The organism is Methylocystis parvus OBBP (assembly GCF_027571405.1).
GTDB lineage: Bacteria > Pseudomonadota > Alphaproteobacteria > Rhizobiales > Beijerinckiaceae > Methylocystis > Methylocystis parva.
The window spans coordinates 1205415-1226823 of sequence record NZ_CP092968.1 but is presented as its reverse complement, the minus strand read 5'-3'; the positions used below and the strand labels follow the sequence as shown (position 1 = coordinate 1226823).

The 21409-nt window shown below is 63.6% G+C and carries 25 protein-coding genes; 13 read left to right on the top strand and 12 right to left on the bottom strand.

Going from position 1 to position 21409, the window contains the following annotated elements; all coding sequences use genetic code 11:
- The 3 genes from MMG94_RS06100 (at position 1) to MMG94_RS06090 (ending at position 1879) form a co-directional block, all read left to right on the top strand.
- Positions 1 to 912: an RHS repeat domain-containing protein gene (locus MMG94_RS06100; RefSeq protein WP_016918200.1), complete on the top strand. Its 912-nt coding sequence runs from the start codon at positions 1 to 3 to the stop codon at positions 910 to 912.
- 5 nt (positions 913 to 917) lie between these two features.
- Complete coding sequence (locus MMG94_RS06095; protein WP_081495569.1) at positions 918 to 1289, top strand: ankyrin repeat domain-containing protein; 372 nt, start codon at positions 918 to 920, stop codon at positions 1287 to 1289.
- 191 nt (positions 1290 to 1480) lie between these two features.
- Positions 1481 to 1879, top strand: a complete 399-nt coding sequence (locus tag MMG94_RS06090; protein ID WP_016918199.1) for a hypothetical protein — start codon at positions 1481 to 1483, stop codon at positions 1877 to 1879.
- A gap of 242 nt (positions 1880 to 2121) precedes the next feature.
- On the opposite strand, the gene MMG94_RS06085 is transcribed toward MMG94_RS06090, so the two are convergent.
- The 3 genes from MMG94_RS06085 to MMG94_RS06075 are packed head-to-tail and all read right to left on the bottom strand — an operon-like array spanning position 2122 to position 5307.
- Positions 2122 to 2463, bottom strand: a complete 342-nt coding sequence (locus MMG94_RS06085; protein ID WP_016918198.1) for a DUF1491 family protein — start codon at positions 2461 to 2463, stop codon at positions 2122 to 2124.
- 44 nt (positions 2464 to 2507) lie between these two features.
- Positions 2508 to 3443, bottom strand: a complete 936-nt coding sequence (locus MMG94_RS06080) for a peptidoglycan-binding domain-containing protein (RefSeq protein WP_016918197.1) — start codon at positions 3441 to 3443, stop codon at positions 2508 to 2510.
- Positions 3436 to 5307 carry a sensor histidine kinase gene (locus tag MMG94_RS06075; RefSeq protein ID WP_016918196.1) on the bottom strand — a complete coding sequence of 624 codons (1872 nt, stop codon included), beginning with the start codon at positions 5305 to 5307 and terminating at the stop codon, positions 3436 to 3438. Before MMG94_RS06075 ends, MMG94_RS06080 begins: the two co-directional genes overlap by 8 nt.
- A gap of 200 nt (positions 5308 to 5507) precedes the next feature.
- Between MMG94_RS06075 and MMG94_RS06070 the strand changes: the two genes are divergently transcribed.
- The 5 genes from MMG94_RS06070 (at position 5508) to MMG94_RS06050 (ending at position 9317) form a co-directional block, all read left to right on the top strand.
- A complete protein-coding gene (locus MMG94_RS06070; protein ID WP_026016000.1) occupies positions 5508 to 5786 on the top strand; it encodes a hypothetical protein in 279 nt (92 codons plus the stop codon).
- Between the two features lie 181 nt (positions 5787 to 5967).
- Positions 5968 to 6627, top strand: coding sequence for a hypothetical protein (locus tag MMG94_RS06065; RefSeq protein ID WP_016918194.1), 660 nt, complete (start codon positions 5968 to 5970; stop codon positions 6625 to 6627).
- 244 nt (positions 6628 to 6871) lie between these two features.
- On the top strand, positions 6872 to 8680 hold the full coding sequence (gene lepA / locus MMG94_RS06060) for a translation elongation factor 4 (RefSeq protein ID WP_016918193.1): 1809 nt from the start codon (positions 6872 to 6874) through the stop codon (positions 8678 to 8680).
- A gap of 131 nt (positions 8681 to 8811) precedes the next feature.
- Positions 8812 to 9066 (top strand): type II toxin-antitoxin system Phd/YefM family antitoxin, encoded by a 255-nt coding sequence (locus tag MMG94_RS06055; RefSeq protein ID WP_016918192.1) that lies wholly within the window; start codon positions 8812 to 8814, stop codon positions 9064 to 9066.
- Positions 9063 to 9317 (top strand): Txe/YoeB family addiction module toxin, encoded by a 255-nt coding sequence (locus MMG94_RS06050; RefSeq protein ID WP_016918191.1) that lies wholly within the window; start codon positions 9063 to 9065, stop codon positions 9315 to 9317. The genes MMG94_RS06055 and MMG94_RS06050 overlap by 4 nt, the downstream gene beginning before the upstream one ends.
- A 13-nt stretch (positions 9318 to 9330) precedes the next feature.
- On the opposite strand, the gene MMG94_RS06045 is transcribed toward MMG94_RS06050, so the two are convergent.
- From MMG94_RS06045 to MMG94_RS06030, 4 genes are all read right to left on the bottom strand, one after another.
- Positions 9331 to 10233 carry an EamA family transporter gene (locus tag MMG94_RS06045; protein WP_016918190.1) on the bottom strand — a complete coding sequence of 301 codons (903 nt, stop codon included), beginning with the start codon at positions 10231 to 10233 and terminating at the stop codon, positions 9331 to 9333.
- Positions 10234 to 10375: 142 nt separating this feature from the next.
- Entirely contained in the window at positions 10376 to 11107 is a 732-nt protein-coding gene (locus tag MMG94_RS06040) for a class I SAM-dependent methyltransferase (RefSeq protein ID WP_016918189.1), read from the bottom strand.
- Between the two features lie 56 nt (positions 11108 to 11163).
- Complete coding sequence (locus tag MMG94_RS06035) at positions 11164 to 11859, bottom strand: MOSC domain-containing protein (protein ID WP_040578828.1); 696 nt, start codon at positions 11857 to 11859, stop codon at positions 11164 to 11166.
- Positions 11860 to 11861: 2 nt separating this feature from the next.
- Positions 11862 to 12326: a peroxiredoxin family protein gene (locus MMG94_RS06030; protein ID WP_040578826.1), complete on the bottom strand. Its 465-nt coding sequence runs from the start codon at positions 12324 to 12326 to the stop codon at positions 11862 to 11864.
- 157 nt (positions 12327 to 12483) lie between these two features.
- Between MMG94_RS06030 and MMG94_RS06025 the strand changes: the two genes are divergently transcribed.
- Together MMG94_RS06025 and MMG94_RS06020 are read left to right on the top strand one after the other, a co-directional pair.
- On the top strand, positions 12484 to 12816 hold the full coding sequence (locus tag MMG94_RS06025) for a hypothetical protein (RefSeq protein ID WP_154419989.1): 333 nt from the start codon (positions 12484 to 12486) through the stop codon (positions 12814 to 12816).
- 205 nt (positions 12817 to 13021) lie between these two features.
- The gene (locus MMG94_RS06020) at positions 13022 to 13291 is read left to right on the top strand and encodes a hypothetical protein (protein WP_040578824.1); all 270 of its coding nucleotides are present in this window, start codon (positions 13022 to 13024) and stop codon (positions 13289 to 13291) included.
- 23 nt (positions 13292 to 13314) lie between these two features.
- On the opposite strand, the gene MMG94_RS06015 is transcribed toward MMG94_RS06020, so the two are convergent.
- A complete protein-coding gene (locus MMG94_RS06015) occupies positions 13315 to 14529 on the bottom strand; it encodes a polyhydroxyalkanoate depolymerase (RefSeq protein ID WP_016918184.1) in 1215 nt (404 codons plus the stop codon).
- A gap of 115 nt (positions 14530 to 14644) precedes the next feature.
- Between MMG94_RS06015 and MMG94_RS06010 the strand changes: the two genes are divergently transcribed.
- Positions 14645 to 15298: a glutathione S-transferase family protein gene (locus MMG94_RS06010; protein WP_016918183.1), complete on the top strand. Its 654-nt coding sequence runs from the start codon at positions 14645 to 14647 to the stop codon at positions 15296 to 15298.
- Positions 15299 to 15338: 40 nt separating this feature from the next.
- Here the strand turns inward: MMG94_RS06010 and MMG94_RS06005 are convergent, their stop codons facing one another.
- Positions 15339 to 16403, bottom strand: a complete 1065-nt coding sequence (locus MMG94_RS06005) for a calcium:cation antiporter (protein ID WP_244415173.1) — start codon at positions 16401 to 16403, stop codon at positions 15339 to 15341.
- A 185-nt stretch (positions 16404 to 16588) separates the two neighbouring features.
- Between MMG94_RS06005 and MMG94_RS06000 the strand changes: the two genes are divergently transcribed.
- Together MMG94_RS06000 and MMG94_RS05995 are read left to right on the top strand one after the other, a co-directional pair.
- Positions 16589 to 16993, top strand: a complete 405-nt coding sequence (locus MMG94_RS06000; RefSeq protein ID WP_016918181.1) for a hypothetical protein — start codon at positions 16589 to 16591, stop codon at positions 16991 to 16993.
- Between the two features lie 10 nt (positions 16994 to 17003).
- Complete coding sequence (locus MMG94_RS05995) at positions 17004 to 17237, top strand: hypothetical protein (protein WP_016918180.1); 234 nt, start codon at positions 17004 to 17006, stop codon at positions 17235 to 17237.
- Between the two features lie 18 nt (positions 17238 to 17255).
- On the opposite strand, the gene MMG94_RS05990 is transcribed toward MMG94_RS05995, so the two are convergent.
- The 3 genes from MMG94_RS05990 to MMG94_RS05980 form a co-directional block, all read right to left on the bottom strand.
- Positions 17256 to 17789 (bottom strand): invasion associated locus B family protein, encoded by a 534-nt coding sequence (locus MMG94_RS05990; protein ID WP_162129664.1) that lies wholly within the window; start codon positions 17787 to 17789, stop codon positions 17256 to 17258.
- Positions 17790 to 18042: 253 nt separating this feature from the next.
- Positions 18043 to 18729, bottom strand: coding sequence for a response regulator (locus tag MMG94_RS05985; protein WP_016918178.1), 687 nt, complete (start codon positions 18727 to 18729; stop codon positions 18043 to 18045).
- Positions 18726 to 21407 (bottom strand): sensor histidine kinase, encoded by a 2682-nt coding sequence (locus MMG94_RS05980; protein ID WP_016918177.1) that lies wholly within the window; start codon positions 21405 to 21407, stop codon positions 18726 to 18728. The genes MMG94_RS05985 and MMG94_RS05980 overlap by 4 nt, the downstream gene beginning before the upstream one ends.
- Between the last annotated feature and the right edge of the window lie 2 nt (positions 21408 to 21409).

The window sequence follows — 21409 nt, the reverse complement described above, 5'->3', positions numbered from 1 at the left end:
ATGAGCTTTGAATATGACGTCGAGGGGCGCTTGTCGAAAGCCTATCAGACCAACGCCCCGTCGCAGGGCGCGGTCTACGCCTATGACGCGCAGGACCGCCTGGCTTCTCGCACCGTGACGAGCGGCGCGACCACCACGACGACGCTCTACATCCACGATCTCGACAACCACGTCATCGCCGAGACCGATGCGGCGGGGGTGACGAAGCGCGAATATATCTGGCTGAACGACATTCCGATCGCCGTGATCGACGGCGCCGACACGGCGACGCCGACAATGTATTCCGTCCACACCGACCACTTGGGCCGCCCGGCGCGCATGGTGGCGCAGAACTGGGCCTCCGTGTGGGACGTGATCTACTCCCCCTTCGGCGGCGTCGCGGCGATCTTCGATTCCACGATCAAGCTCGACATGCGCTTTCCGGGACAGTGGTTCCAGATGGAGAGCGGGCTGGCTTATAACTGGCATCGCCACTATGACGCGAGCCTCGGGAGGTATGTGCAGCCGGATCCGATCGGCTATGCAGGCGGGCGGAGCTTGTATGGGTATGTGGGGCAGAACCCGTTGGCGTATATCGATCCAGACGGCCTCATCATACAATGGCCGCCGAAGATCGGTATTGATTGGGATGATATTCAAAAAGATTTGGATCACAATAATTATCATAGGATATGCGACCGGCGTGAACCGCCCGGCCTGTCACCATGCGCGAGCGCCCGTTGGCGGTATCGTCAGGCCCTGGTCTGTTACCAGAGGCGCGTAGAGTGGGAAGAGCGTTGGGGGGATGCCAAGACTAGAGCCATACATGAACCTGCCTTAGAGCAAGTAAAACAGCGAATGAAAAACGCGGCTGACGATATCAAGAGATATTGTAACAGCCAAGTCTGCCCACCAAGTTCGCCTGAGGATTGAAAGAAATGGCTTCTATCTCTGAAGTTTTACGTGAATGTGAAAAAACGGCGAGCTGGTATGGTTTGAAGATAACATCTCTAGGCCAGAAAAATCACCTAGGTGATACACCCTTACATACCGTTTGTACTTGGGGTGACGTTGATGCAGTAAAAACCCTCGTGGAGGGCGGAGCTAAGGTCAACGAGCTAGGTGATATGGATGGGGTACCGTTGTTTAACGCAGTCATTGGTCGAAATGCCGACGTTGTTAGATTATTGTTAGATAATGGAGCTGACGTAAAAATCGCAAACCACTGGGGAGACACGCCCCTTCAATATGCGCTGAAGATTAATGCGCCACCGTTGATTATAGATTTACTGCGCGAGGCCGGAAAATAGTTCAATTAAACAGACACAGGCATAGCATTTACGGAAATTGGTTCGCTGACCTTTCGGCTTAATTTGGGCCCAAAGCGGCCCGCGACGCGATGGGGCGCGTGTCAGGCGTGACGACGCAGCAGAACGCCGCCGCCGCTCCGCAAACGGTCGTCTCCGGCGTGTAGTGGAACCCCTACGGCCCCCTCGCCGGCATGACCTTCGGCTACGGCGCCATTACGAGTTTCACGACCGACACGGATTATCGCATCACGCGGGTGCAGACCGGCTGGTCGGGCGGTCCGGGCTTCATCATCGACCGCGTCCTGTCCTGGACCGGCGACATGGTCGACAGCATCGCCGACAACAACAATCCGTCCACGACGCCGCCCTTCACCTATACGTCGCAGGCGCAGCTCTTCACCTATACGCCGACGCGGCGGCTGATGACGGCGCAGGGCTATTACGGGACGCTGTCCTGGACCTATGACGCCAACGGCAACCGCGCGAGCGAAACGCGCAACGGCGTCACGTCGACCTACGCCTATCCGGCGGGCTCGAACCGGCTGAGCTCGGTCACGCCTTCGGGTCAGTCGGGGCGGTCCTTCGCCTGACGCTTCCGGCGACATCGTGACCGATAGCCGCACCGGCGCGCTGGGGATGACCTTCCAATATGACGTGGAGGGGCGGCTCTCCAAAGCCTATCAGACCAACGCCCCGTCGCAGGGCGCGGTCTATGGCTATGACGCCCTGAACCGTCTAGCCTCGCGCACGGCGACCAGCGGGTCGACCACGACGACGACGCTCTATGTCCACGACCTCAACGACCAACGCGCCAGGACAGCGGTCCATGCGCTTACGCCGCGAGATCGACGAAGACGCGGCCGTCGCGGTCCTCGATTTCGACGATCCACAGATCCGGGTCGAACATCATCTCGCGTTTGAGCCGCGCTTCCGCCTCGGCCGGATCGAGCCAGTCATTGACGTGGACCCTGGAAAACAGACGGTCGACGCCTTCCGGCGGCTCTTCGCTTTGCGGCGCGGGTCCGTAAACGGCGGCGCGGCCGTCGAGCCGGTCGAGCTTGATGAAAAGGGCGCCCGCTTCGGCGGCGCCTCGGCGCCGCAACATTGCGACGGCCCCTTGCGCTTCTGCCCGGCGAATGAGCGCGGCCGCGAAAATATCGGATCGGAGACGCATTGCGTTAATCTAGGGCGAAATGCGTCTCCGGTCTAAGCCTGTCTTTATTGGTGCGGCGCCGCAGCGCGCGTCGCCAGCAGCTTGGCGATTTTGGGCGTGAGGTCGCCCTTCGCGGGCAGACCATTGTCGCGCTCGAATTTTTCGATCGCCTGGCGCGTGCCCGGGCTCAGGACGCCGTCGGGCTTCACGACATAACCGAGCCGCTGCAGCGAACGCTGGGCGGTGGCGACGCTTTCAGCGGGCGCCGTGGCCTGCGTCTGCGGCTGGGCTTTCGGCGCCGGCGCCTTCGGCGGCTGGGTCAGGACCTTTGGAGCCGGCGCCGGGGCGGCGGCGATTTTCGGCTGAGCGGGCGTTTTCAGTTGGGTCGCCTGGGCTTTCGCCTCCGGCGCCGGCGCGCGGGCGCTCGGAGCCGTCCGGGTCTTTACGGGAGCCTCCGCGCCGCCGAGCATGGCGGCGATGGCGTCGCGATCCGCCGCATCATGTTTCTTTTCGGCGCGAGCGGCGCCTTCGGGCCGCGCGAGCATGGCTTTCAGCGCGGCGGCCTCGGATCTGGAGGGCTTGGCGGCGGGGAGCGCCATCTCCGCCTTCGCCGCTTCGGCCTTGGCCGCGTCCGTCTTCGCGGCGTCGCTCTCGATTCGGGCCGATTCGGACTTCGCCGCCACGGGCGCGGCGACATCCGCGCCTGCCGCCTTTTGCGGGAGAGGCGTGCGAGCGGCGAAGAGCGGGGCGGGGTGATGGCCGTCCTGAAGGAAGAGGGCGTTCATCGGCACGCCGACAAAGGCGAGGCCGCCAATGCCGAGCAGAACCAGCACGCCCATGCGCTGGGGCGCGAAAACGCGCGCGAGGACCGAGGGCTTTTTCTTCGGCATGCGCGGCGTGGGCGCCGGCTGGGCGGGAGCTGCCGGCGCGCGGCGCCTCGGCGCGGCGCGTTCTTCGGGGAAGTCCTGAAACTTCGAGGCGCTGAGCGATGCGTCACGCAATTTTCTTCACCGTCTTCTTGGCGATTTCGTTGACTTGGCTGATATCCGCGCCGATGGCGGCGCCGATGCGCGGAATGGCTTCGATCTGCGCGGAGACGCAGGTTCCCAGCGTCGGCTCGCGACAGTCGAGCGGCAGACGGACCGTAACGGAGGTGCCTTTCTTCGGCATGCTCTCCACGGTGATGGCGCCGCCGTGAAGGCCGACGAGGCCGCGCACGACCGAGAGGCCGAGGCCGGTGCCCTCATAAGCGCGGTCATGCGAGGCGCTGGCCTGGAAGAAGGGGTCGCCGAGACGCGAGAGGTCGCTCGCCGCAATGCCGATGCCAGTGTCCGCGACGGTCACCGCGAGAAGATTGCCCTCGGGCGCGATCACGACGCGAACCTTGCCGCCCGCCGGCGTGAATTTCACGGCGTTGGAAAGCAGGTTGAGCAGGATCTGCTTGCAGGCGCGCTTGTCGGCGACGAGCTCCTCCATGTCGCGGCGATAGTCGCGCAGCAGATTCACGCCCCCCTGATCGGCCTTGAGCTGCACCATGTCGCAGCACTGGTCGATAAGGGAGGGAAGAGAGAAGGGCTCGGGGAAGATCTGCATCGAACCCGATTCGATCTTCGACATATCGAGGATGGTGTTGACGACCTCGAGCAGATGATGGCCCGAATTGGCGACGATCTGCGCATATTCGCGCTGCTTCGCAGGATCGGACGGCGCCAGCTCCGCATTGGCGAGCATCTCGGAGAAACCGATGATCGCATTGAGCGGGGTGCGCAGCTCGTGGCTGACATTGGCGAGGAAGCGCGTCTTGCTCATCGTCGCGCGTTCGCTTTCGGCGCGCGCCGCCGCGATCGCTTCTTCGGCGCGCTTCTCGGCGGTCACGTCGCGCAGAATGCAGACGACGGGACGGGGATTTTCGTTCGTCAGATTCAAATCGTCGGCGACGGGCTGCGCCAGGCACATGCGCGCGTCGAAATAGTTGAAGATCGGCTCGACATATTTCCCGGACGCCGAGGGTGCCAGGCCCACCTGCACGCGCAGAACGGTCGTCATCGGCGCGTCCTGATCGAAGGCGTCGGAGACGAGCTTCAGAAACGCCGGACGATCGGCGATATGGACGCGCTGGAAGAAGCCGCGGCCGATGAGATCGCGACGATCGAGGCCGTAGACCTTATGCGTGTCGCCGATGATCATCCCGACGGCCCCGCCGCGATCGAGATGCAGAACGATGTCGCCGATCGCGTCGGTCAGCAGACGCAAATCGCGGGCGTTGGCGGAGTCGACCTTGGTGCGCGTATTCTCCGCACGGATGGCGCAGACGGACAGGAAGGCGATGTAGAGCAGCAGCGGCGCGGCGAGAATGGCGAGCGAGGCGGAGCGCTCGAAGGCGCTGAGATGCTGGCCCGGCATGTGGACGCCGGCCGTGAGCGCGATGAGATCGATCGTCGCCGCTTCGATGACGAAGATCATGACGATCTCGGGAGTCAGCGCGGCTTCGACGAGCGCGATCGTCAGCAGCGTGATCGAAATCGTTTCATAGCCCTGCGTCAGACCGTGCAGGGCGACGGCCATTGCGAGCCAGCCGAAAATCGAGACGCTCTGCGCGAGGCGAAGCTGGCCCGTGCGCGCCAGAACGCCGACCGAGATCAGCGGCATTTGGGCGAGCGCGTAAATCATGAGTTCGGACGCCGAGGGCGCGCCATAGAGGAAAAGCCAGACCGGCGCGCCGAGCAAAATGCAGGCGGCGACGACAAGCCTCGGAAGCACGAAAAAGCGATGCCGCGCCGACTCGAGAGGGCGCTTCAGAACGCTTTCATGTACGAGATGGTCGATCCATATCGCCGGACGGTCGAATGAGACAGTTTTACTCAAAGCATACGCTCCTGATTGCAGGGAGCGTCGCAGACCTATCTTAAGTGACTGCTAAGCGTGCGGCGTGAACCGACATTTTCGGCCCCGCGCGGCCGCGATGGTTTGTGTTTGGTTTCACGCCCGAGTCCAATTCGCGCCGGCCGCATTTACCTTCGGGCAACCCGGGCGCGCGAAAAGTCTGGAAAAGATCGGAGACGCGCGTGGTCTTTCTTTTGAAATGTCTCGCCTGCATCGCGCTCGTCCTCGTCGCGCTCGAATGGCGCGGCGAGGACGCGCCGACCGCCCATCACGCGGCCGGAGATGCGCATGGCCGCGTCGGGGCGCCCAAACCGCCCCGGCGCCCTCAATTCGAAGATACGGCGAGGGACATGGCGCAAGCCGGGGCCGACGCGCTCGTCGCCGCCGCGCGCGACCGCTGCCTCGCCGCGCCGCGCGATTGCGCCGCCGCCTTGCAACGTCTGCAGGAACAAGGACGATAAAGCGCGCGAGACGGCGCATTCCGTCAGCTAAGCCGTCTCAGAAGAAGACATTTTTTGCGTAATCAAAAAATTAACCGTATTGATGGATTTGGTTGGCGAGCGTTTTTGAGGCCGAAGCGCTACTGACGCATTTCCGCGCCATTGCGCGTTCGCATGGAATCGAAAGCTTCTAGGAGGCGGTATGTCCGACGAAACCGTTTCGCAACCCGACGATGGCGTTTCCCGCGCCGAATACGAGAATCTCCAAGAGCAGCTCAAGGCGGTCAAGGCCGACCGGGACCAGCAGAGCTTTGAAAAGTCGCAGATCGTCGCCAAGGCGAACGATTACGCCAAGGAACGCGATGAACTGAAGGAGGAGCTCGCCTCCGTCCTCGCCGAGCGCGACCAGATGATCGGCGACGTCGTCGCGGAGCATGACAAGCTCGTCGCGGATCTCACTTCTCAGCGCGACCAGCTCGCCCGCGAGAAGGGCGCCGTCGAAACCGCTTTGCAGGAGGCCACGCGCAAGGCCGACGACGCCAACCGGCAATTCGTCGCCTCTTCGATGGAAATCCAGCGCCTGCGCGATGCGCTCGACGCCAAGCCTTCGACCGACCCGTTCGAGCTCTTGCTCGACGTTCTGGCCGACAGGACGAAGCAGGGCGTGGCCTGGGTCCGCAACAAGATTCCCGCCGACAGCCCGGTCCTTCCCTATTTCGACAAGACCGTCGAAACGGTGACCAGGGTCGGCTGCTTGGCGATCAAGCTGACAAAGGAATTCATCGCCTGGGCGACGCCGAGGGTCATCGCGCTCTCCAAACAAGGCATGGCCAAGGTCGAGGAGCTGCTGGCCAAGAAGTGAGGCGTTCCGCGCCACTATTCTGACAGAATCGAATGGGCGCCCCTCATGCTTCGAGACGCTTGCCGCGCAAGCTCCTCAGCATGAGGGGTTTCTTTTTAAATCAGCAAGTTGGGGATCGTCCTGACCGGCGAGCCGGGGCTGTGTCTCGGAGGACCAGGCCGTCGTTGAAGGCCGGCCGGCGGTCTGGACTCGGTGGTTAACCGCGCCCTTTCTTTTGGGACGTCTCCCTGCTATCCCCGGCGCCATGAGCGCCCCCCACAAATTCGACAACATCCGCAATTTCTCGATCGTCGCCCATATCGACCATGGCAAGTCGACGCTGGCCGACCGGCTGATTCAGGAGACCGGAACGCTCGCGGCGCGCGAGATGGTCGAGCAGGTGCTCGATTCGATGGATATCGAGCGCGAACGCGGCATCACCATCAAGGCCCAGACCGTGCGCCTCCATTACAAGGCGAAGGACGGGAAGGACTACGTTCTCAACCTGATGGATACGCCTGGCCATGTCGACTTCGCCTATGAGGTCTCGCGCTCGCTGAAGGCCTGCGAGGGCTCGCTGCTCGTGGTCGACGCCTCGCAGGGCGTCGAGGCGCAGACGCTCGCCAATGTCTATCAGGCGATCGACGCCGGGCACGAGATCGTGCCGGTGCTCAACAAGATCGACCTGCCGGCCGCCGAGCCCGACCGCATCAAGGAGCAGATCGAGGAGGTCATCGGCCTCGACGCCTCGGAGGCGGTCCTCATCTCCGCCAAGACCGGTATCGGCATTCCCGACGTGCTGGAGGCGATCGTCACACGCCTGCCGCCGCCGCAGGGCGATGAAAAGGCGCCGCTCAAGGCTTTGCTGGTCGATAGCTGGTACGACGCCTATCTCGGCGTGGTCGTGCTGGTGCGCATTTTCGATGGCACGCTGAAAAAGGGCCAGAAGATCCAGATGATGGGCACGGGCGCCCATTATGAGGTCGACAAGATCGGCGTCTTTCGCCCCAAGATGCAGGATGTCGCCCAGCTCGGCCCGGGCGAGGTCGGCTTCATCACCGCGCAGATCAAGCAGGTGGCGGATACGCGCGTCGGCGACACGATCACCGACGACCGCAAGCCCTGCGACGCGGCGCTGCCGGGCTTCAAGCCGGCGCAGCCGGTGGTGTTCTGCGGCCTCTTCCCGGTCGACGCCGCCGATTTCGAGGATTTGCGCGCGGCGATCGGCAAGCTGCGTTTGAACGACGCGAGCTTTTCCTATGAGATGGAGACCTCGGCGGCGCTCGGCTTCGGCTTCCGCTGCGGCTTCCTCGGCCTGCTGCATCTCGAAATCATTCAGGAGCGTCTGTCGCGCGAGTTCAATCTCGACCTGATCGCGACGGCGCCGTCTGTGGTCTACAAGATTTTGCTGACCAATGGCGAGGAGATCGAGCTGCACAATCCGGCCGACATGCCGGACGTGGTGAAGATCGAGGAAATCAAGGAGCCGTGGATTCGGGCGACGATCATGACGCCCGACGATTATCTCGGCTCGGTGCTGAAACTCTGTCAGGATCGGCGTGGTTCGCAGGTCGATTTGAACTATGTCGGCAAGCGCGCCATGGCGGTCTACGACCTGCCACTGAACGAAGTCGTGTTCGACTTCTATGATCGCTTGAAGTCGATCTCGAAAGGATATGCAAGCTTCGACTATCAGCTCACCGATTATCGCGCCGGCGATCTCGTGAAGATGAGCATTCTCGTCAATAGCGAGCCGGTGGATGCGCTCTCCATGCTCGTCCACCGCACCCGCGCCGACGGCCGCGGCCGGCAGATGTGCGAGAAGCTGAAAGAGCTGATCCCGCCGCATATGTTCCAGGTGCCGATACAGGCCGCGATCGGCGGCAAGATCATCGCCCGCGAAACCGTGCGCGCCTTCCGCAAGGACGTGACCGCTAAGTGCTATGGCGGCGACGCGACCCGCAAGAGGAAGCTTCTCGAGAAGCAGAAGGAAGGCAAGAAGAAGATGCGCCAGTTCGGGCGCGTGGAGATCCCGCAGGAGGCGTTTATTGCGGCGTTGAAGATGGAGGAGTGAAAGCGAATGCCTTCAATTGAGAATTTCGGGCATTTTGGGAGATCTGCCTCGGCGCCGCGATGCGTTGATTCCGCCGCGCAAGGCGAACATGATAGCTTGTAAACGTACTTAATCCCGTACATATTCCATCAATGCGCACCACTTCTTACAGCGATCTCCGCAAGAACCTCGCCGCCACGCTCGACCGCGTGACCGAAGATCATGAGCCGGTAGTCATCACGCGCGATCGCGGCAAGCCCGCCGCCGTTCTCATTTCGCTCGAGGACTTCGCGTCCTATGAGGAGACCGCGCATCTTTTGAAGAATCCGCGCAACGCCGAGCGCCTTCTCGCTGCGATCGGTGAACTGGACGCGGGCAAGGGCGTGGAGCGCAAGCTCTCGGAATGAAGCTCGTCTTTGCGGAACAGGCCTGGGAGGATTACCTCTACTGGCAGTCGCAGGACGCGAAGGTTCTGGAGCGCATTAATTCACTCATCAAGGAATGTGCGCGCACGCCTTTTTCAGGGACGGGAAAGCCCGAGCCGCTACGGGGCGACTTGCGCGGCTGGTGGTCGCGACGGATCACGCTGGAGCATCGGCTGGTGTATCGCGTTGAAGGCGAGAGCCTGCTGATTGCACAGTGCAGGTATCATTATTGAGCGTTGAGAACGCTCACCCCCGCGCCATCGCGATCATCACCGCCCCCGCCAGCATCACCGCCGCTCCAAACAACCGCCCGCCGGTCTCCTCCTTCAGCACATGCGAACTCGCCAGCACGGTGAAGAGCGCCGACAGGCGTTTGATGGCGATGACATAGGGCGTGAACAGGATTGTCAGCGCCCACATCTGCACCGCTGTGCCGATGGACAGAGCGGAGCCCGCCATGACGGCGTAACGCAGGGCCGCGAGGCGCGGCGTTTTTCTCGCGCCGACGGCCCAATAGGCAGCGGAGCAAAGCGCGATCACGCTGCAAAGCGACGCGATCCAGATGAGCGGCGTCGAGGCTTTGACGCCGAGCTTGTCGATATTGGCGGTGACGCTCCAGACCGTCGCCGTCGCGAGCATATAGCGCGCGCCAACGTCTTTCGCGAAGACAGAGAAATTGAAACGCTTGCCGTTCTCCCGATTGGCGTCGAGCAGCCCGACGCCGAGCACGGTGAGAAGCACGCCGAGCATGCCCATGGGCGGCGCATGTTCGCCGGTCATGATGGGCGAGGTGACGAGCATCAGCACCGGCGTCAGCAAGACGAGCGGCGCGACGAGCGAGGCGTCGGAAAGGCGGAAGCTGCGAATGTAGAAGGCGTAGGCGGTGACGTTCAGCGCGCCCGACCAGGCGAGCAAGGTCCAGAACCCCGGCTGCGTCACCGACGCCATCGTCGCGACGGGCGCGTCGAGGAAGCCCGGATAGACGACGCAGCAGGCGATCGCCAGCAAAAGGGCGGCGCTGCCCCATTGCACGGCGAGAATGGCGCGGTCGTCCGCCACGCGCGTCGCCGCCTTCGTGCCGAGATCGGTGACCGACTGGCACAAGGCGGAGAAAAGCGCGGCGAGGAGGGCGAGAAGCGCGAGGTCCATGGCGCCGCTATAGCGCAGTTTTGCAAAGGACGCTCAAGCGGCGTGTGCGGGAGCCCCTTGCCCACCCCAACTTCCTCTCCGTAGGCAGGGTGAAGGGCAAAGCAATATCACGCATCTGGTTTGTTCGCGTCGACGGCTGGCGTCAGGCCTTAACCGCCCGCACCAGCGTATCGACGCCCTCACGGAAATCGACCGTCACCGAAAAGCCCAGCGCCTTCAGCCTCTCCATCGACGGCGTGAAATGCATGATGTGGTCTTCCGACTCGTCGCTGTAGAAATGCACGACCCAGTCTTCGAGCAGATCGAGCCGGTCGATCTCGCGGAAGAGTTTGAACCAGCGGCGCACCGTCTCCTGCGTGTCGAGAAGATGCGCGGCGCGGTCATCCATGGCGTAGCGGTCGCCATTGATGAAGAGCCCGCCCTTTTTCAGCACGCGGTGGATTTCAGCGAGGACGAGCGAGCGGTAATCGTCCAGGAAATTGTGAATGGCGTAGTTCGAGGTCACGAGGTCGAGGCTGTCGCTCGGCAACGCCTTCAACGCTTCCAAAGCATCCGCCTGTTTGAAGTCGACGCGCCCCGCCTGCACATAATCCGCGAGGCTTTCGCGGGCCTGATCGAGCATGGCGGGCGCCGCGTCGATCGCCGTCAGCGTGAGATTGTGGCGGCCCGCAAGCAGCGGGAGCGTGCTGACGCCGGTGCCGCAGCCGATTTCGACGCCTTTGAGGGCGACGTCCGGCTTCCATTTCGCGACCGTCTCGCCGAGCCGCTTCGCGAGCAGCGCGTGGTGGGGGCACATGAAAGTCAGGAAGTCATATTCCGCGCCGATTTTGCCGGTGAAGAGATTGTCGTGCAGCGTTTCGTGTCGAGCGGACATGGGCGTTTCCCTTGATGATTGCGGCGGAGATTAGGATTATCGCAGCGTGCGCGCAATCAGCCTGCGCGTTGCCGGCCGTAAAGCCGTGCGCTCCAATTTTCGACCCTGCCGCTGTCCAGCCGCTTCTGCGCGAGGCCGCGCCAGCTTTGAGCAAGGTGGGGCAGCGCGGCCATGGCCGCAAGCCCCTCGCGGTCGCGCATGTCGCGATAAAGTAAATGCGAAAGGCGCGTCAGCGGCCAGTCGGGGCAGGGGCGCTCGGTCAGATGCAGCGCGGCGCCTTCATTCGCGACGCCTTCTTCGAGCACGCGGTAATACCAGCCGGTGCGCCCGCTCATCTGCACCCGCCGCGCCATGTCGCGCAGGCCGAAACGGAGATTGAGCTTGAAACAGGGCTGACGCCCTTGGCTTACTTGCAGCAGCGCGCCGCCAAAGCGGATAACGTCGCCGATGCAGATGTCGTCTTCGATCCAGCCTTGCGTCGAAAGATTTTCGCCGAAGGCGCCGGGCGCATCGAGCGCCGGCGCCGCGCCGATTTCGTCACGCCACGTCGCATAGTGATCGAGCGCGTAATGATGGAGGGCCTTCTCCGCGCCGCCGTGATGTTTGCGATCGGCCTGCGCGTCGCCCTCGACGCCTGTCTTGCCGATGCGCCAGGGCCCCGCGGCCGGCCGCTTGTCGATCGCGCTGACATGACGGGCGTCGCCGAGCGGCGCGACCTCGCCAACCAACACGAGCGGATGAGTCTGACGCAGCGTCACGGCGTCTCCGCCAGCAGCGTTCCGATGATCGCGCCGAGCGCCATGTCGTCTTCCTGTCCGAAGCCATGGTGACGGACCGTTCCGTCGCGGCCGATGAGGACGCATGTCGGCGTGCCGCGCATCTCGTAGCGCCGCATGGTGACGGGGATGGGATCGCCGCTCGACGCTTCGTCAACGCCGATGGGGAAGGTCAGGCGATATTCATGGATGAAGGCTTCGAGCGAGACGGGCGTCATCGCCGCGTGATGTTCGAAAACCGCATGGAGTCCGATGACGGCGAGATCCGTATTACGGAAGAGCTGTTGCGCGCGCTGGGCCTGAGGCGTTCCGTGGGAGACGCAGCCTGGGCAAAGCATTTGAAAGGCGTGCAGCATCACGACCCGGCCGCGCAGCGACGCGAGGGTAATGGGCGCGGCGGCGTTGAACCAGCGCGAGACCGCCAGTTCCGGCGCGAGCGGCAGGGCCACGAAGCGTCTTCCTCCCGTTTTGCTTTTGCCGGATAAATGCTTTTCCGCGGAGGCTTGGCAAGAACCACCGGCCGAAATCGCGCTTTACCAATGCGGCGTTTCGGGAAAGCCTGCGACGCTGGATGCGCGCGGACGCGCCTTTGGAGGGAATATGCGACTATTGATTGGTCCGCTTTTCGTATCTTTCGCCTTGTCGCTTCCGGCTCACGCGGAAGTGACCTGCATTCCGCAGGCCTCCGGCGTCACCGGCGTCATCGCCGAGCAGACCGACGTCGTCGCGGCGGTCAATTGCCTGGGGCGGCAATTGGCGCAGCTGCGCGGCGACGCGACGGTCTCCGACCACAATGAGACGGCGCGCATAGAGGAATTGGCGCGCCAACTCGCCATGCTGCAAAACGCCGTCGCGTCCCTTTCCCAGCGCGTCGCGGCGATAGAGGGCAATCTGAGAAATGTCGAGCAGCCATTGGCGAAACAGCCCTGGTGACGCGATCTTGGTGACGCGGCCTTGTTGGCGCGAGCCGCCAGTTTCGCGGCGTTTCCCGCGCTGGCCCCCTTGGGGGGCTCCAGAGCGAGGCTCGTGGGGCGCCGGAGGATCGGCGTCCTCATCCTGCGCAGGCGCGCCGATCGTTCGCCGCGAAGCGGCCACTTTTTGCCGGAATTTTCCTATCGTGCCCGACGGGAATCAAAAAATGCGGATTTCTCGATTTTTCGCCCTTGTCGCCCTTGTCGCCCTGGGGGCGGCCCTTGGCGCCTGCGAGACGACCTCGCCGGCGCAGCAGCGCGCGGCTGACGACGCCCGCTGCCGGTCCTACGGCTTCAAGCGTGGGAGCGACGGCTTCTCGAAATGCCTGCTCGACATCGATCTCGACCGCTCCGCCGACCGGCGCGCGAGCCGGGAGGAACTCATGCTTTATGGCGGCCCGCGCTTCTATGGCGCGCCTTATTGGCGCTATTGGTGAGCCGCAGGCTCCCGGGAAAGCGCCTATATGCTGCAGCGAATATGTTCGCGCACGACCGGATAGATCTGACTGTCCCAGCGCTTGCCGTTGAAGACGCCGTAATGGCCCACGCCCGCCTGCATATGGTGCGATTTCATATAAGGGCGTAACCCGCCGCAAATATCCTGCGCGGCGAGCGTCTGGCCGATGGCGCAGATGTCGTCCTTCTCGCCTTCGACCGTGAGCAGGAAGGTCTTCTTGATGGCGCGCGGTTCGACCTTTCGACCCTTGAAAGTCAGATTGCCTTCCGGAAGGGCAAATTTCTGGAAGACCGTCTCGATCGTGTGCAGATAGAAATCCGCGTCGAGATCCATGATCGCGAAATATTCCTCGTAGAAGGTCCTGATCTGATCGGCCTTGGCGTCGTCCCCCTTGACCCTGTGCTCGAAGAGATCGGCGAAGGCTTTCCGGTGCCGGTCGATGTTCATCGACATGAAAGCCGCAAGCTGCACGAAGCCGGGATAGACGCGCCGTCCCGCGCCGGGCAGGCCGCGCGGGACGGTGCTGATCATTTTTTCGCGAAACCATTCGATGGGCTTCGAGGTCGCGAATTCATTCACTTTCGTGGGCGAGACGCGGGCGTCGATCGGCCCGGCCATCAGCGTGAGGCTCGCGGGCTGGTCGGGGTCTTGCTCCTGCGCCATCAGCGCGACGGCCACGAGCGCCGGGACGGTCGGCTGGCAGACGGCGACGAGATGGGATTGCGGTCCCATGAATTTCAGGAAGTCGATGATGTGCTGGACGAAGTCCTCGAAAGCGAAGCTCCCCTGATCGAGCGGAATGTCTCGCGGGTTGCGCCAGTCCGTGACATAGACTTCGTGGTCGCGCAGCAGCGTGCGGATCGTGCCGCGCAGGAGCGTGGCGAAATGGCCGGACATGGGCGCGACGAGCAGCACGCGCGGATCGCCGCTCGCGCCGGCGCGGGAGAAGCGCTGCAGCGTGCAGAAGGGCGTCGAGGTCACAGGCGTCTCGACGACGGGCGTGGTCTCGCCCGCCTCGGTCGTAATGTCGCCAATGCCGTAATCCGGCCGCTTATGGGTGAAGCCCGCCAAAGAGACGACTTCATGATAGGCTTGCCAGCACCGAAGCGGCGAGACGAATTGCATCGTCCCGAAAAGGCTCAGGATGCGCTCATTGCTCGCGGCGGCCGTACGGACCGGATCGATGAAGTCGGCATAGGCCTGATAGGCGTCATACATGCGCTGGAGAGGAGCCCTTGTTTCGCTGGCTTCCTCCGCAGCAAGGGCCGTGCCATCTGCCCAAGAAAGTGGCACATGACTTGCTGATCCGCAGACGGTTCAACGGGGACGAGAAATGCCGGTCGCGACGCTCACCATCAGCAGCAAAAACTACTCCTCCTGGTCGCTGCGCGGCTGGCTGATGATGAAGCTCTCCGGCCTGCCCTTCGAGGAAGTGGCCGTCGATCCCGACGACGCGACGGCGCGGGAGGAAATCCTTTTGCTCTCCCCTTCGATCCTCGTGCCCTGCCTGACTTATGACGGTTTCCGGATTTGGGACACTTTGGCGATCGGCGAATTCCTGAACGAGATCGCTCCCGAGGCGAAGCTGATGCCGGCCAACCGCTTGAGCCGCGCGCGCTGCCGCTCGATCTGCGGCGAGCTGCATTCAGGCTTCAATTCGCTGCGCTCGGCGCTGCCGATGAACCTCAAGGCGCATTTCCCGCATTTCAAGGTGTGGTCGAAGGCGCAGGGCGACATCGCCCGCGTGACGCAAATCTGGCGCGAATGCCTCGAAACGAGCGGGGGACCCTGGCTCTTCGGCGACATCTCCATCGCCGACGCCATGTATGCGCCGGTGGCGACGCGCTTTCGCACCTATGGCGTTGAGCTTGACGAGGTCTCGCAGGCCTATTGCGACCGCATCTTCGCCTGGCCCGCCATGCAGGAATGGATCGAGGCGGCGAAGCTGGAGAAGGACGAGATCGAGGAGCTCGAGGTGGAGTTTTAAGGCATGCCGCTCCGATACGGTCGGGCCATCCGCTTCCTGATCAGCCCCACCAGAAGATGGTGGCGATGACGATATAGAGCCCGATCAGCGCCGCGCCGTCCACCATGTCGGCTTGTCCGTCCACCGTCACGACCGTGACGACCATGACGGAAAGGAACAGCGCCGCCGCGAGGATCGGGGGGATCACCAGCGTGAAGGCGGAGCCGCCAATGCCGAAGCTGACGAGGATCAGGATCGGCACGATGACGACCGCGACCTGAAGGGCGCTGGTGAGCACGACGCTCACGGCGAGGTCCGCCTTTCCGGCGGCGGCGAGGCGAATGCCGACGACATTCTCGATGGCGTTGCCGGCGATGGCGACGACGACGAGACCGGCGAAAGTCTGGCTGATGCCGGCCGTGTCGATGGCGGGCTCCAGCGCCTCGACGAACCAGTCCGACACCAGCACCGCGCCGCCCGCGCAGACGAGCAGCACCGTGATCGCGGTCGCGAGCGGCCAGGCATGCGCGCGCGCATGGGCTTCGGCGGGCACGGCGCGCTGGCCTTGCGAGAGCATCGACTTCGTCATGATGGCGAAGACGAGAAGCAGCACCACGGCGCAAACGGCGGCGAGATCCTGCTCGTGAGAGGCGGCGGGCAGATGCAGCTCGTTGGCGAGCGTCGGCAGGACGAGCGCGGATACGGCGAGGAGCAGGAGCGAGGCGATCATGCGCGGCGTCTGGCTCTCGAAATGCAGCACGCCATGGCGCCAGCCGCCGACCGCGAAAGCGAGGCCGAGCACGAGAAGAACATTGGCGAGGATCGAGCCGATCAGCGAGGCCTGCACGACGGTCACGAGTCCAGCCTGCAGCGAGAAGATGCAGACGAAAAGCTCGGGCAGGCTGCCAACGGCTGACTGGACGAGGCCGGTCGCGGAGGGGCTGAGATGGTTGCCGACCTGATCCGTCGCTTCGCCGATGACGTGGGCGACGCCCGCCAAAGCGAGGGCGCAGGCGAGAAAGCTGACAATTGGACCCGCATGCAGGAAATGCGTCGCCCCCGCGACGCCGATGAGCGCCGCCGAGGCGCCCATGACAATCATTTCTTTACGATCGATCGCCGCCACGATGTCGGTCCTTTCGGGAAATGGGATTTCTAAAGCCGCGCCATGGTCCGGGCGGCGCGCGCGCCAAATCGAGCCTGGCCCGCGCTGGGCGGACACTATGTGGGAAACTGCCTGACTATTGATGAAGATTTGTTGCGTTTGCGGGCATTTGGGGTTGGTATGCCGGCCAGAAGGGGAGGGGCGGCATGGAGAAGCGACTTCAAGGATTTGCGCCGGCGCGCGCCGCGCGCCTTTGCGCCGCGCTTTTAGCAGGCCTCCCGCTCGCCGCCTGCGTTCCGCCGCCGCTCACGCCCTCCTACGCCCCCTTCGAGTGCGGTCTGATCGAAACGACGGCCGTGCTGCCGGAATTTCCGACATATAGCGGCTATCGATGGATCGCATGCCGGGTCGTCGCCGGGCCGGCGGTGAAGATCGAAAGCGTCTCCGTCAACAACGGCAAATGCGCGACGTTCGAGCACTGGTATGTCGGCCGCGTTTTCGCCGCAGGAGACGTTGTCAATATTCCCTACGCCTGCATGAGCCCGGTCAGCGTCGCCATCGGCGCGAACGGCGTCATCTCGAAAATGCGCCTCAAATCGGCTCGAGGATAAGAGGAAAGGCATGCGTCACTTGATCGCGATCGTCGGATTGATCGGACTGACCGGCTGCAACAGCGCGCAAAGCGCCAAGAAAGAAGCCGAGCAGGAATACGCCGTCGGGTCTTACGAACAGTCGTTGAAGGCTTACCAATTATGCTCCGCGCAAAACCGGGACGAGCCGGAGAAATGCGGCGCTCTGGCGCGCGTGATGGAGGCCGACAAGAAGCGCTATGAAAGGGAAACGCAGGGGCTTTGAAGGTCTTCGCTCTCTTTGCTATTGCAGCGCCTTGTAGCCGTCCTTAAAGCCTTCGAGGGGCACGATGTTGCGCAGGCCCTCGCCCGGATTGATGTAGATCGTGATCAGCAGATTTCGTCCGCTGGCGAGCTTCTTGACGACGTCTTCGCCGAGCGGCGCCTCCGCCGCGCAGCCGATCTGGGTGCATCTGAAGAAGGGGATGGCGCCGATGTCGTCCTGGTCGATTTTGACCTTTATGCCCTCGAGGAGAAAAACGCTCTGCGGCGCCATGATCTGAAGCACGCCATTGGGAATGGCGGGCGACTTTCTGAACGCGACGATGACGCTGGCGCTGGCCATCTCCTCCGAGCGAACCGTCTGCGTCAAGGCGCATACAGGACCCTTTGCGCCGGGCGGCGAGGCGCATTGCAGGTCCCAGGCACCGAATTTGGCGGCGGGCGGCGAGACTTCAGCTTGCGCGCCGCCGGGGAGAGGGGAGGCGAGCAGGAGGATGAAAAGCGCGCGGAGGACACCGCGCCCGAAAAGCCTAACGCCGACATTGCAAGAGAGCATCGTCACAACCTCAAAGGGCGAAACCCCTCTCTGATAGCGCAAAGTCATCCGCGTGAAAGTATCTGATTTGCGACGATCCAGTCCTCGACGACCAATATTGATCAAATTCGATTGCCGAATTGAGCGAAGTCAAATAGTCTAGCTGTGGCTCATCGCTTGACCCCCTCGTCATCGGAGCGATGGCGCCAAGCCCCGGCGGCGCACCATGGGCCGCTGGGGCGAAATTCCCCCAAAGCGCACGATAAAGAAGAGCTTACGCATTGTCGCAACAGCGGTAGCCCACGCCGGGCTCGGTCGTCAAAAGGCGCGGATTCGCGGGGTCGTCCTCGATCTTTCCCCTCAATTGGCCGACGAAGACACGCAGATATTGGCTGTCATTTTCGTGCGCCGGGCCCCAAACGGCCTTCAAAATTTCGCGATGCGATACGGGTCGTCCGGCGCGCCTCGCAAGGAAGACCAGGAGGTCGAATTCCTTCGGCGTGAGCTTCAGCGTTTCGCCTCTTTTCTGAACGAGGCGCTTGCCGATATCGATCGTGAGCCCGTCAATTCTGATTCGTTCGGGCTCGGCGGCCGATTTCGCATGGCGAAGGGCTGCGCGCATGCGCGCCAGCAATTCGTCCATGCCGAAAGGCTTTTCGATATAATCGTCGGCGCCGAGGTCGAGCGCCATGACTTTCTCGGATTCGCGGTCGCGCGCCGACAGCACGATGATCGGCCTGTTCGTCAGAACGCGCATTTTCCTCAGCGCCTCCTTCCCGTCCATGTCGGGAAGGCCAAGGTCGAGGATGACGAGGTCCGGCATGCCGTCGCGCAGCGCGCCGAGCGCTTCCGTCGCCGTCGCCGCGCCGACGACGTCGTAGCCGGAGGCCGTCAACGCCGGGCGCAGCACGCGCAGGATCTGCGGTTCGTCGTCGACAATGAGGATCTTGGCGCCTTTCATGGCTTCGCTCCGCCGGAGGTTCCGTGGACCGCTGGAAAACGCATGACGATTCTCGTTCCGCGTCGGCGGATCGCGGGGCTTTGGGCGATGATCTCGCCGCCCATCGCCTGAACGAGCCCGCGGCAGATGGAGAGGCCGAGTCCGGTGCCGGCTTTCCGCCCGTCCGGACGTCCGCCGCGATAGAATTTTTCGAAAATCCGGTCGAGATCGGAGGGTTTCACGCCGGGACCCTCATCGGTGACGGTGATGACAACCTCCGCGCCCTCCGGGCGCGCATGCACGATCGCGCCGTTCGGACCGCCATATTTGTGGGCGTTGTCCAGCAGGTTGAAAAGGACCTGGCCGAGAAGGTTGGCGTCGCCGCGGATCAGGGGAAGCTCGGGCGCAACGCTGACCGCCGTTCTCTGCGCGGGATAAGTCTTCCGAATGCGCTCGACGGCGGCGCGGATCGCGCTCGCGACGTCGACGAGATCGCGGCGCGGGGCGAGGCCTCCGGCTTCAATGCGGGACATGTCCAGCAGATTGGCGATGAAGCGCCCCAGGCGTCCCGCCTCCTCCTCGATCGAGGCCATGAGATCGCGGCGATCATCCGGCGGCAGCCTCTCGCCGAGCTGCCTGAGGCTGGTGATCGCGGCGGTGATGGAGGCGAGCGGCGTGCGAAGATCGTGCGAGAGCGAGGCCAGCAAGGTCGTGCGCAGCCTCTCATTCTCCTCGAGCGCCGCCGCCTTGATGGAGTCGCCGACCAGACGGGATCTGTCGATCGCGATCGCGGTCTGTTCGAGAAGCGCTGTCAACATGCGCTCCTCCTGTCCCGAAAAAGCCTCGGCGCGCCGCTTCGGCTCCACCCCGCAGACCGCGACGACGCCTCGCGGGGTTGCGAGCGGGCGGAACTGAAAGCGCACATTTGGCAGGGTGCCCGTTCGCCAGCCAGAAGCTTCGCTCTTTTCCAGCGCCCATCGAGCCGCGCCGTCTTCGCCCGCGTCGAGCTGATCGAGCGGCGGCCATGACGCGGCGATTGCAAAGCCCCCTTCTTCGGGCGTCAGGATAACGACGCATGGCGATTCCATCGCCTTCTGGACCTGCGACGTCGTCGCCCACAAAATATCGTCCTCGCTGGTCGCGGCGGAAAGCTTTCGCGAAAAATCGAAGAGAGACTGCGCCGTTTCGGCCCTGCGCCGCATGGCGTGCGATTGCTCCCGCATGCGGCTGGCGAGCATCCCTGTGACGGTCGCGACGGCGAGCGAGACGACGAGTTCCAGAAACTCCTGCGGCTCCGTCACCGTCAATCCATAGCGCGGCTCGACGAAGAAGAAATCGCAGGCGAAGAAGGAGAGGACGGCGGCGGCGATCGCCGAGGAAAGGCCGAGCCAAATGGCGCAGACCATCACCGGCAACAGAAAAATCACCGCCATGTTGGGGATGTTGAGCCAGTTCTCGATCAAGACGCCGACGCCGGCCGTCGCGGCGACGGCGCCCGTCGCGGCGGCGAGACCGAACCAGATATTGGCGGTTTTGGGCGGCTTCCACGCGCGCGGCATCGGCGCGACCTCGCCGGCGCCGGTGAGCAGGACGGCGATGTCGGCGGCGCGTCGCGCGATCTCGTCCGGCAGCGAGCGTCTGAAAAACTTTCCGAGAAAGCCCGCGCGGGATCGGCCGACGACAATCTGCGTAATGTTTTCCTGACGGGCGAATTTGAGGATTTCTCCCGCGAGATCGTCGCCGGAAAGCCGCGCGGTCTCCGCGCCAAGGCGTTCGGCGAGATGAAGCGCGTCGTCCAGCTTGCGAACGGCCTCCGCGGATTGCGTTTCGTGACCTGCGCGCTCGACATAGGCCGCGATCCAGGAGGCATTGAGGGCGCTCGCCAAACGGGCGGCTTCGCGGATCGCGCTTTCGGACCCCTCGTCGCCGACGCAAACGAGCAGCCTTTCGGCCGTCGCCCAGGGACCTTCAATGGCGCCTTGTCTCAGATAGGCGACCATCTGATCGTCGACGCGCTCCGCGGTGCGGCGCAGCGCCAATTCGCGCAGCGCCGTCAGATTGCGCGGGGTGAAGAAATTCTGCGTCGCGCGCCGCGCGGTCTCGGGGACATAGACCTTGCCCTCCTGCAACCGCTGAAGCAGCTCGTCGGGCGTGATGTCGACGAGGATCACATCGGCGGCGCTCTGCAGGACGCGATCGGGCACGGTCTCGCGAACCGCGACGCCGGTGATGCGCGAGACGACGTCGGCCAGACTTTCCAGATGCTGGATGTTGAGCGCGGTCCAGACGTCGACGCCCGCGTCCAGCAGCTCTTCGACGTCCTGCCAGCGTTTCGGGTGCCGGCTGTCGGGCGCGTTGGTGTGGGCGAGTTCGTCGACGACGATGAGCCGGGGCTTGCGCTCTAGGGCCGCGTCTATGTCGAATTCCTCGATCGAGCGACCGCGATAGGCGATCTTCCGCCTCGGCAGGATTTCCAGCCCCTCGGCCAGAGCCTCGGTCTCTTTGCGGCCATGAGTTTCGACGAGGCCGATGACGATGTCCAGCCCTTCGGCTTTCGCCGCGCGGGCGCGCGCGAGCATCGCATAGGTCTTGCCGACGCCCGGCGCGGCGCCAAGGAAAACGCGCAATTTTCCCTGTCCCTCCTTGCCGGTTAAGGCAAGGAGGGCGTCAGGGTCGGGGCGGCGTTCCTCCAGGCTCAAAC

Bases quoted from the DNA above. Each gene is read 5' to 3' on its own strand.
- MMG94_RS06100 (WP_016918200.1), top strand. From the start codon at position 1: ATGAGCTTTGAATATGACGTCGAGGGGCGCTTGTCGAAAGCCTATCAG.
- MMG94_RS06095 (WP_081495569.1), top strand. From the start codon at position 918: ATGGCTTCTATCTCTGAAGTTTTACGTGAATGTGAAAAAACGGCGAGC.
- MMG94_RS06090 (WP_016918199.1), top strand. From the start codon at position 1,481: ATGACCTTCGGCTACGGCGCCATTACGAGTTTCACGACCGACACGGAT.
- MMG94_RS06085 (WP_016918198.1), bottom strand. From the start codon at position 2,463: ATGCGTCTCCGATCCGATATTTTCGCGGCCGCGCTCATTCGCCGGGCA.
- MMG94_RS06065 (WP_016918194.1), top strand. From the start codon at position 5,968: ATGTCCGACGAAACCGTTTCGCAACCCGACGATGGCGTTTCCCGCGCC.
- lepA (WP_016918193.1), top strand. From the start codon at position 6,872: ATGAGCGCCCCCCACAAATTCGACAACATCCGCAATTTCTCGATCGTC.
- MMG94_RS06055 (WP_016918192.1), top strand. From the start codon at position 8,812: ATGCGCACCACTTCTTACAGCGATCTCCGCAAGAACCTCGCCGCCACG.
- MMG94_RS06050 (WP_016918191.1), top strand. From the start codon at position 9,063: ATGAAGCTCGTCTTTGCGGAACAGGCCTGGGAGGATTACCTCTACTGG.
- MMG94_RS06045 (WP_016918190.1), bottom strand. From the start codon at position 10,233: ATGGACCTCGCGCTTCTCGCCCTCCTCGCCGCGCTTTTCTCCGCCTTG.
- MMG94_RS06040 (WP_016918189.1), bottom strand. From the start codon at position 11,107: ATGTCCGCTCGACACGAAACGCTGCACGACAATCTCTTCACCGGCAAA.
- MMG94_RS06025 (WP_154419989.1), top strand. From the start codon at position 12,484: ATGCGACTATTGATTGGTCCGCTTTTCGTATCTTTCGCCTTGTCGCTT.
- MMG94_RS06020 (WP_040578824.1), top strand. From the start codon at position 13,022: ATGCGGATTTCTCGATTTTTCGCCCTTGTCGCCCTTGTCGCCCTGGGG.
- MMG94_RS06015 (WP_016918184.1), bottom strand. From the start codon at position 14,529: ATGTATGACGCCTATCAGGCCTATGCCGACTTCATCGATCCGGTCCGT.
- MMG94_RS06010 (WP_016918183.1), top strand. From the start codon at position 14,645: ATGCCGGTCGCGACGCTCACCATCAGCAGCAAAAACTACTCCTCCTGG.
- MMG94_RS06000 (WP_016918181.1), top strand. From the start codon at position 16,589: ATGGAGAAGCGACTTCAAGGATTTGCGCCGGCGCGCGCCGCGCGCCTT.
- MMG94_RS05995 (WP_016918180.1), top strand. From the start codon at position 17,004: ATGCGTCACTTGATCGCGATCGTCGGATTGATCGGACTGACCGGCTGC.
- MMG94_RS05990 (WP_162129664.1), bottom strand. From the start codon at position 17,789: ATGCTCTCTTGCAATGTCGGCGTTAGGCTTTTCGGGCGCGGTGTCCTC.
- MMG94_RS05985 (WP_016918178.1), bottom strand. From the start codon at position 18,729: ATGAAAGGCGCCAAGATCCTCATTGTCGACGACGAACCGCAGATCCTG.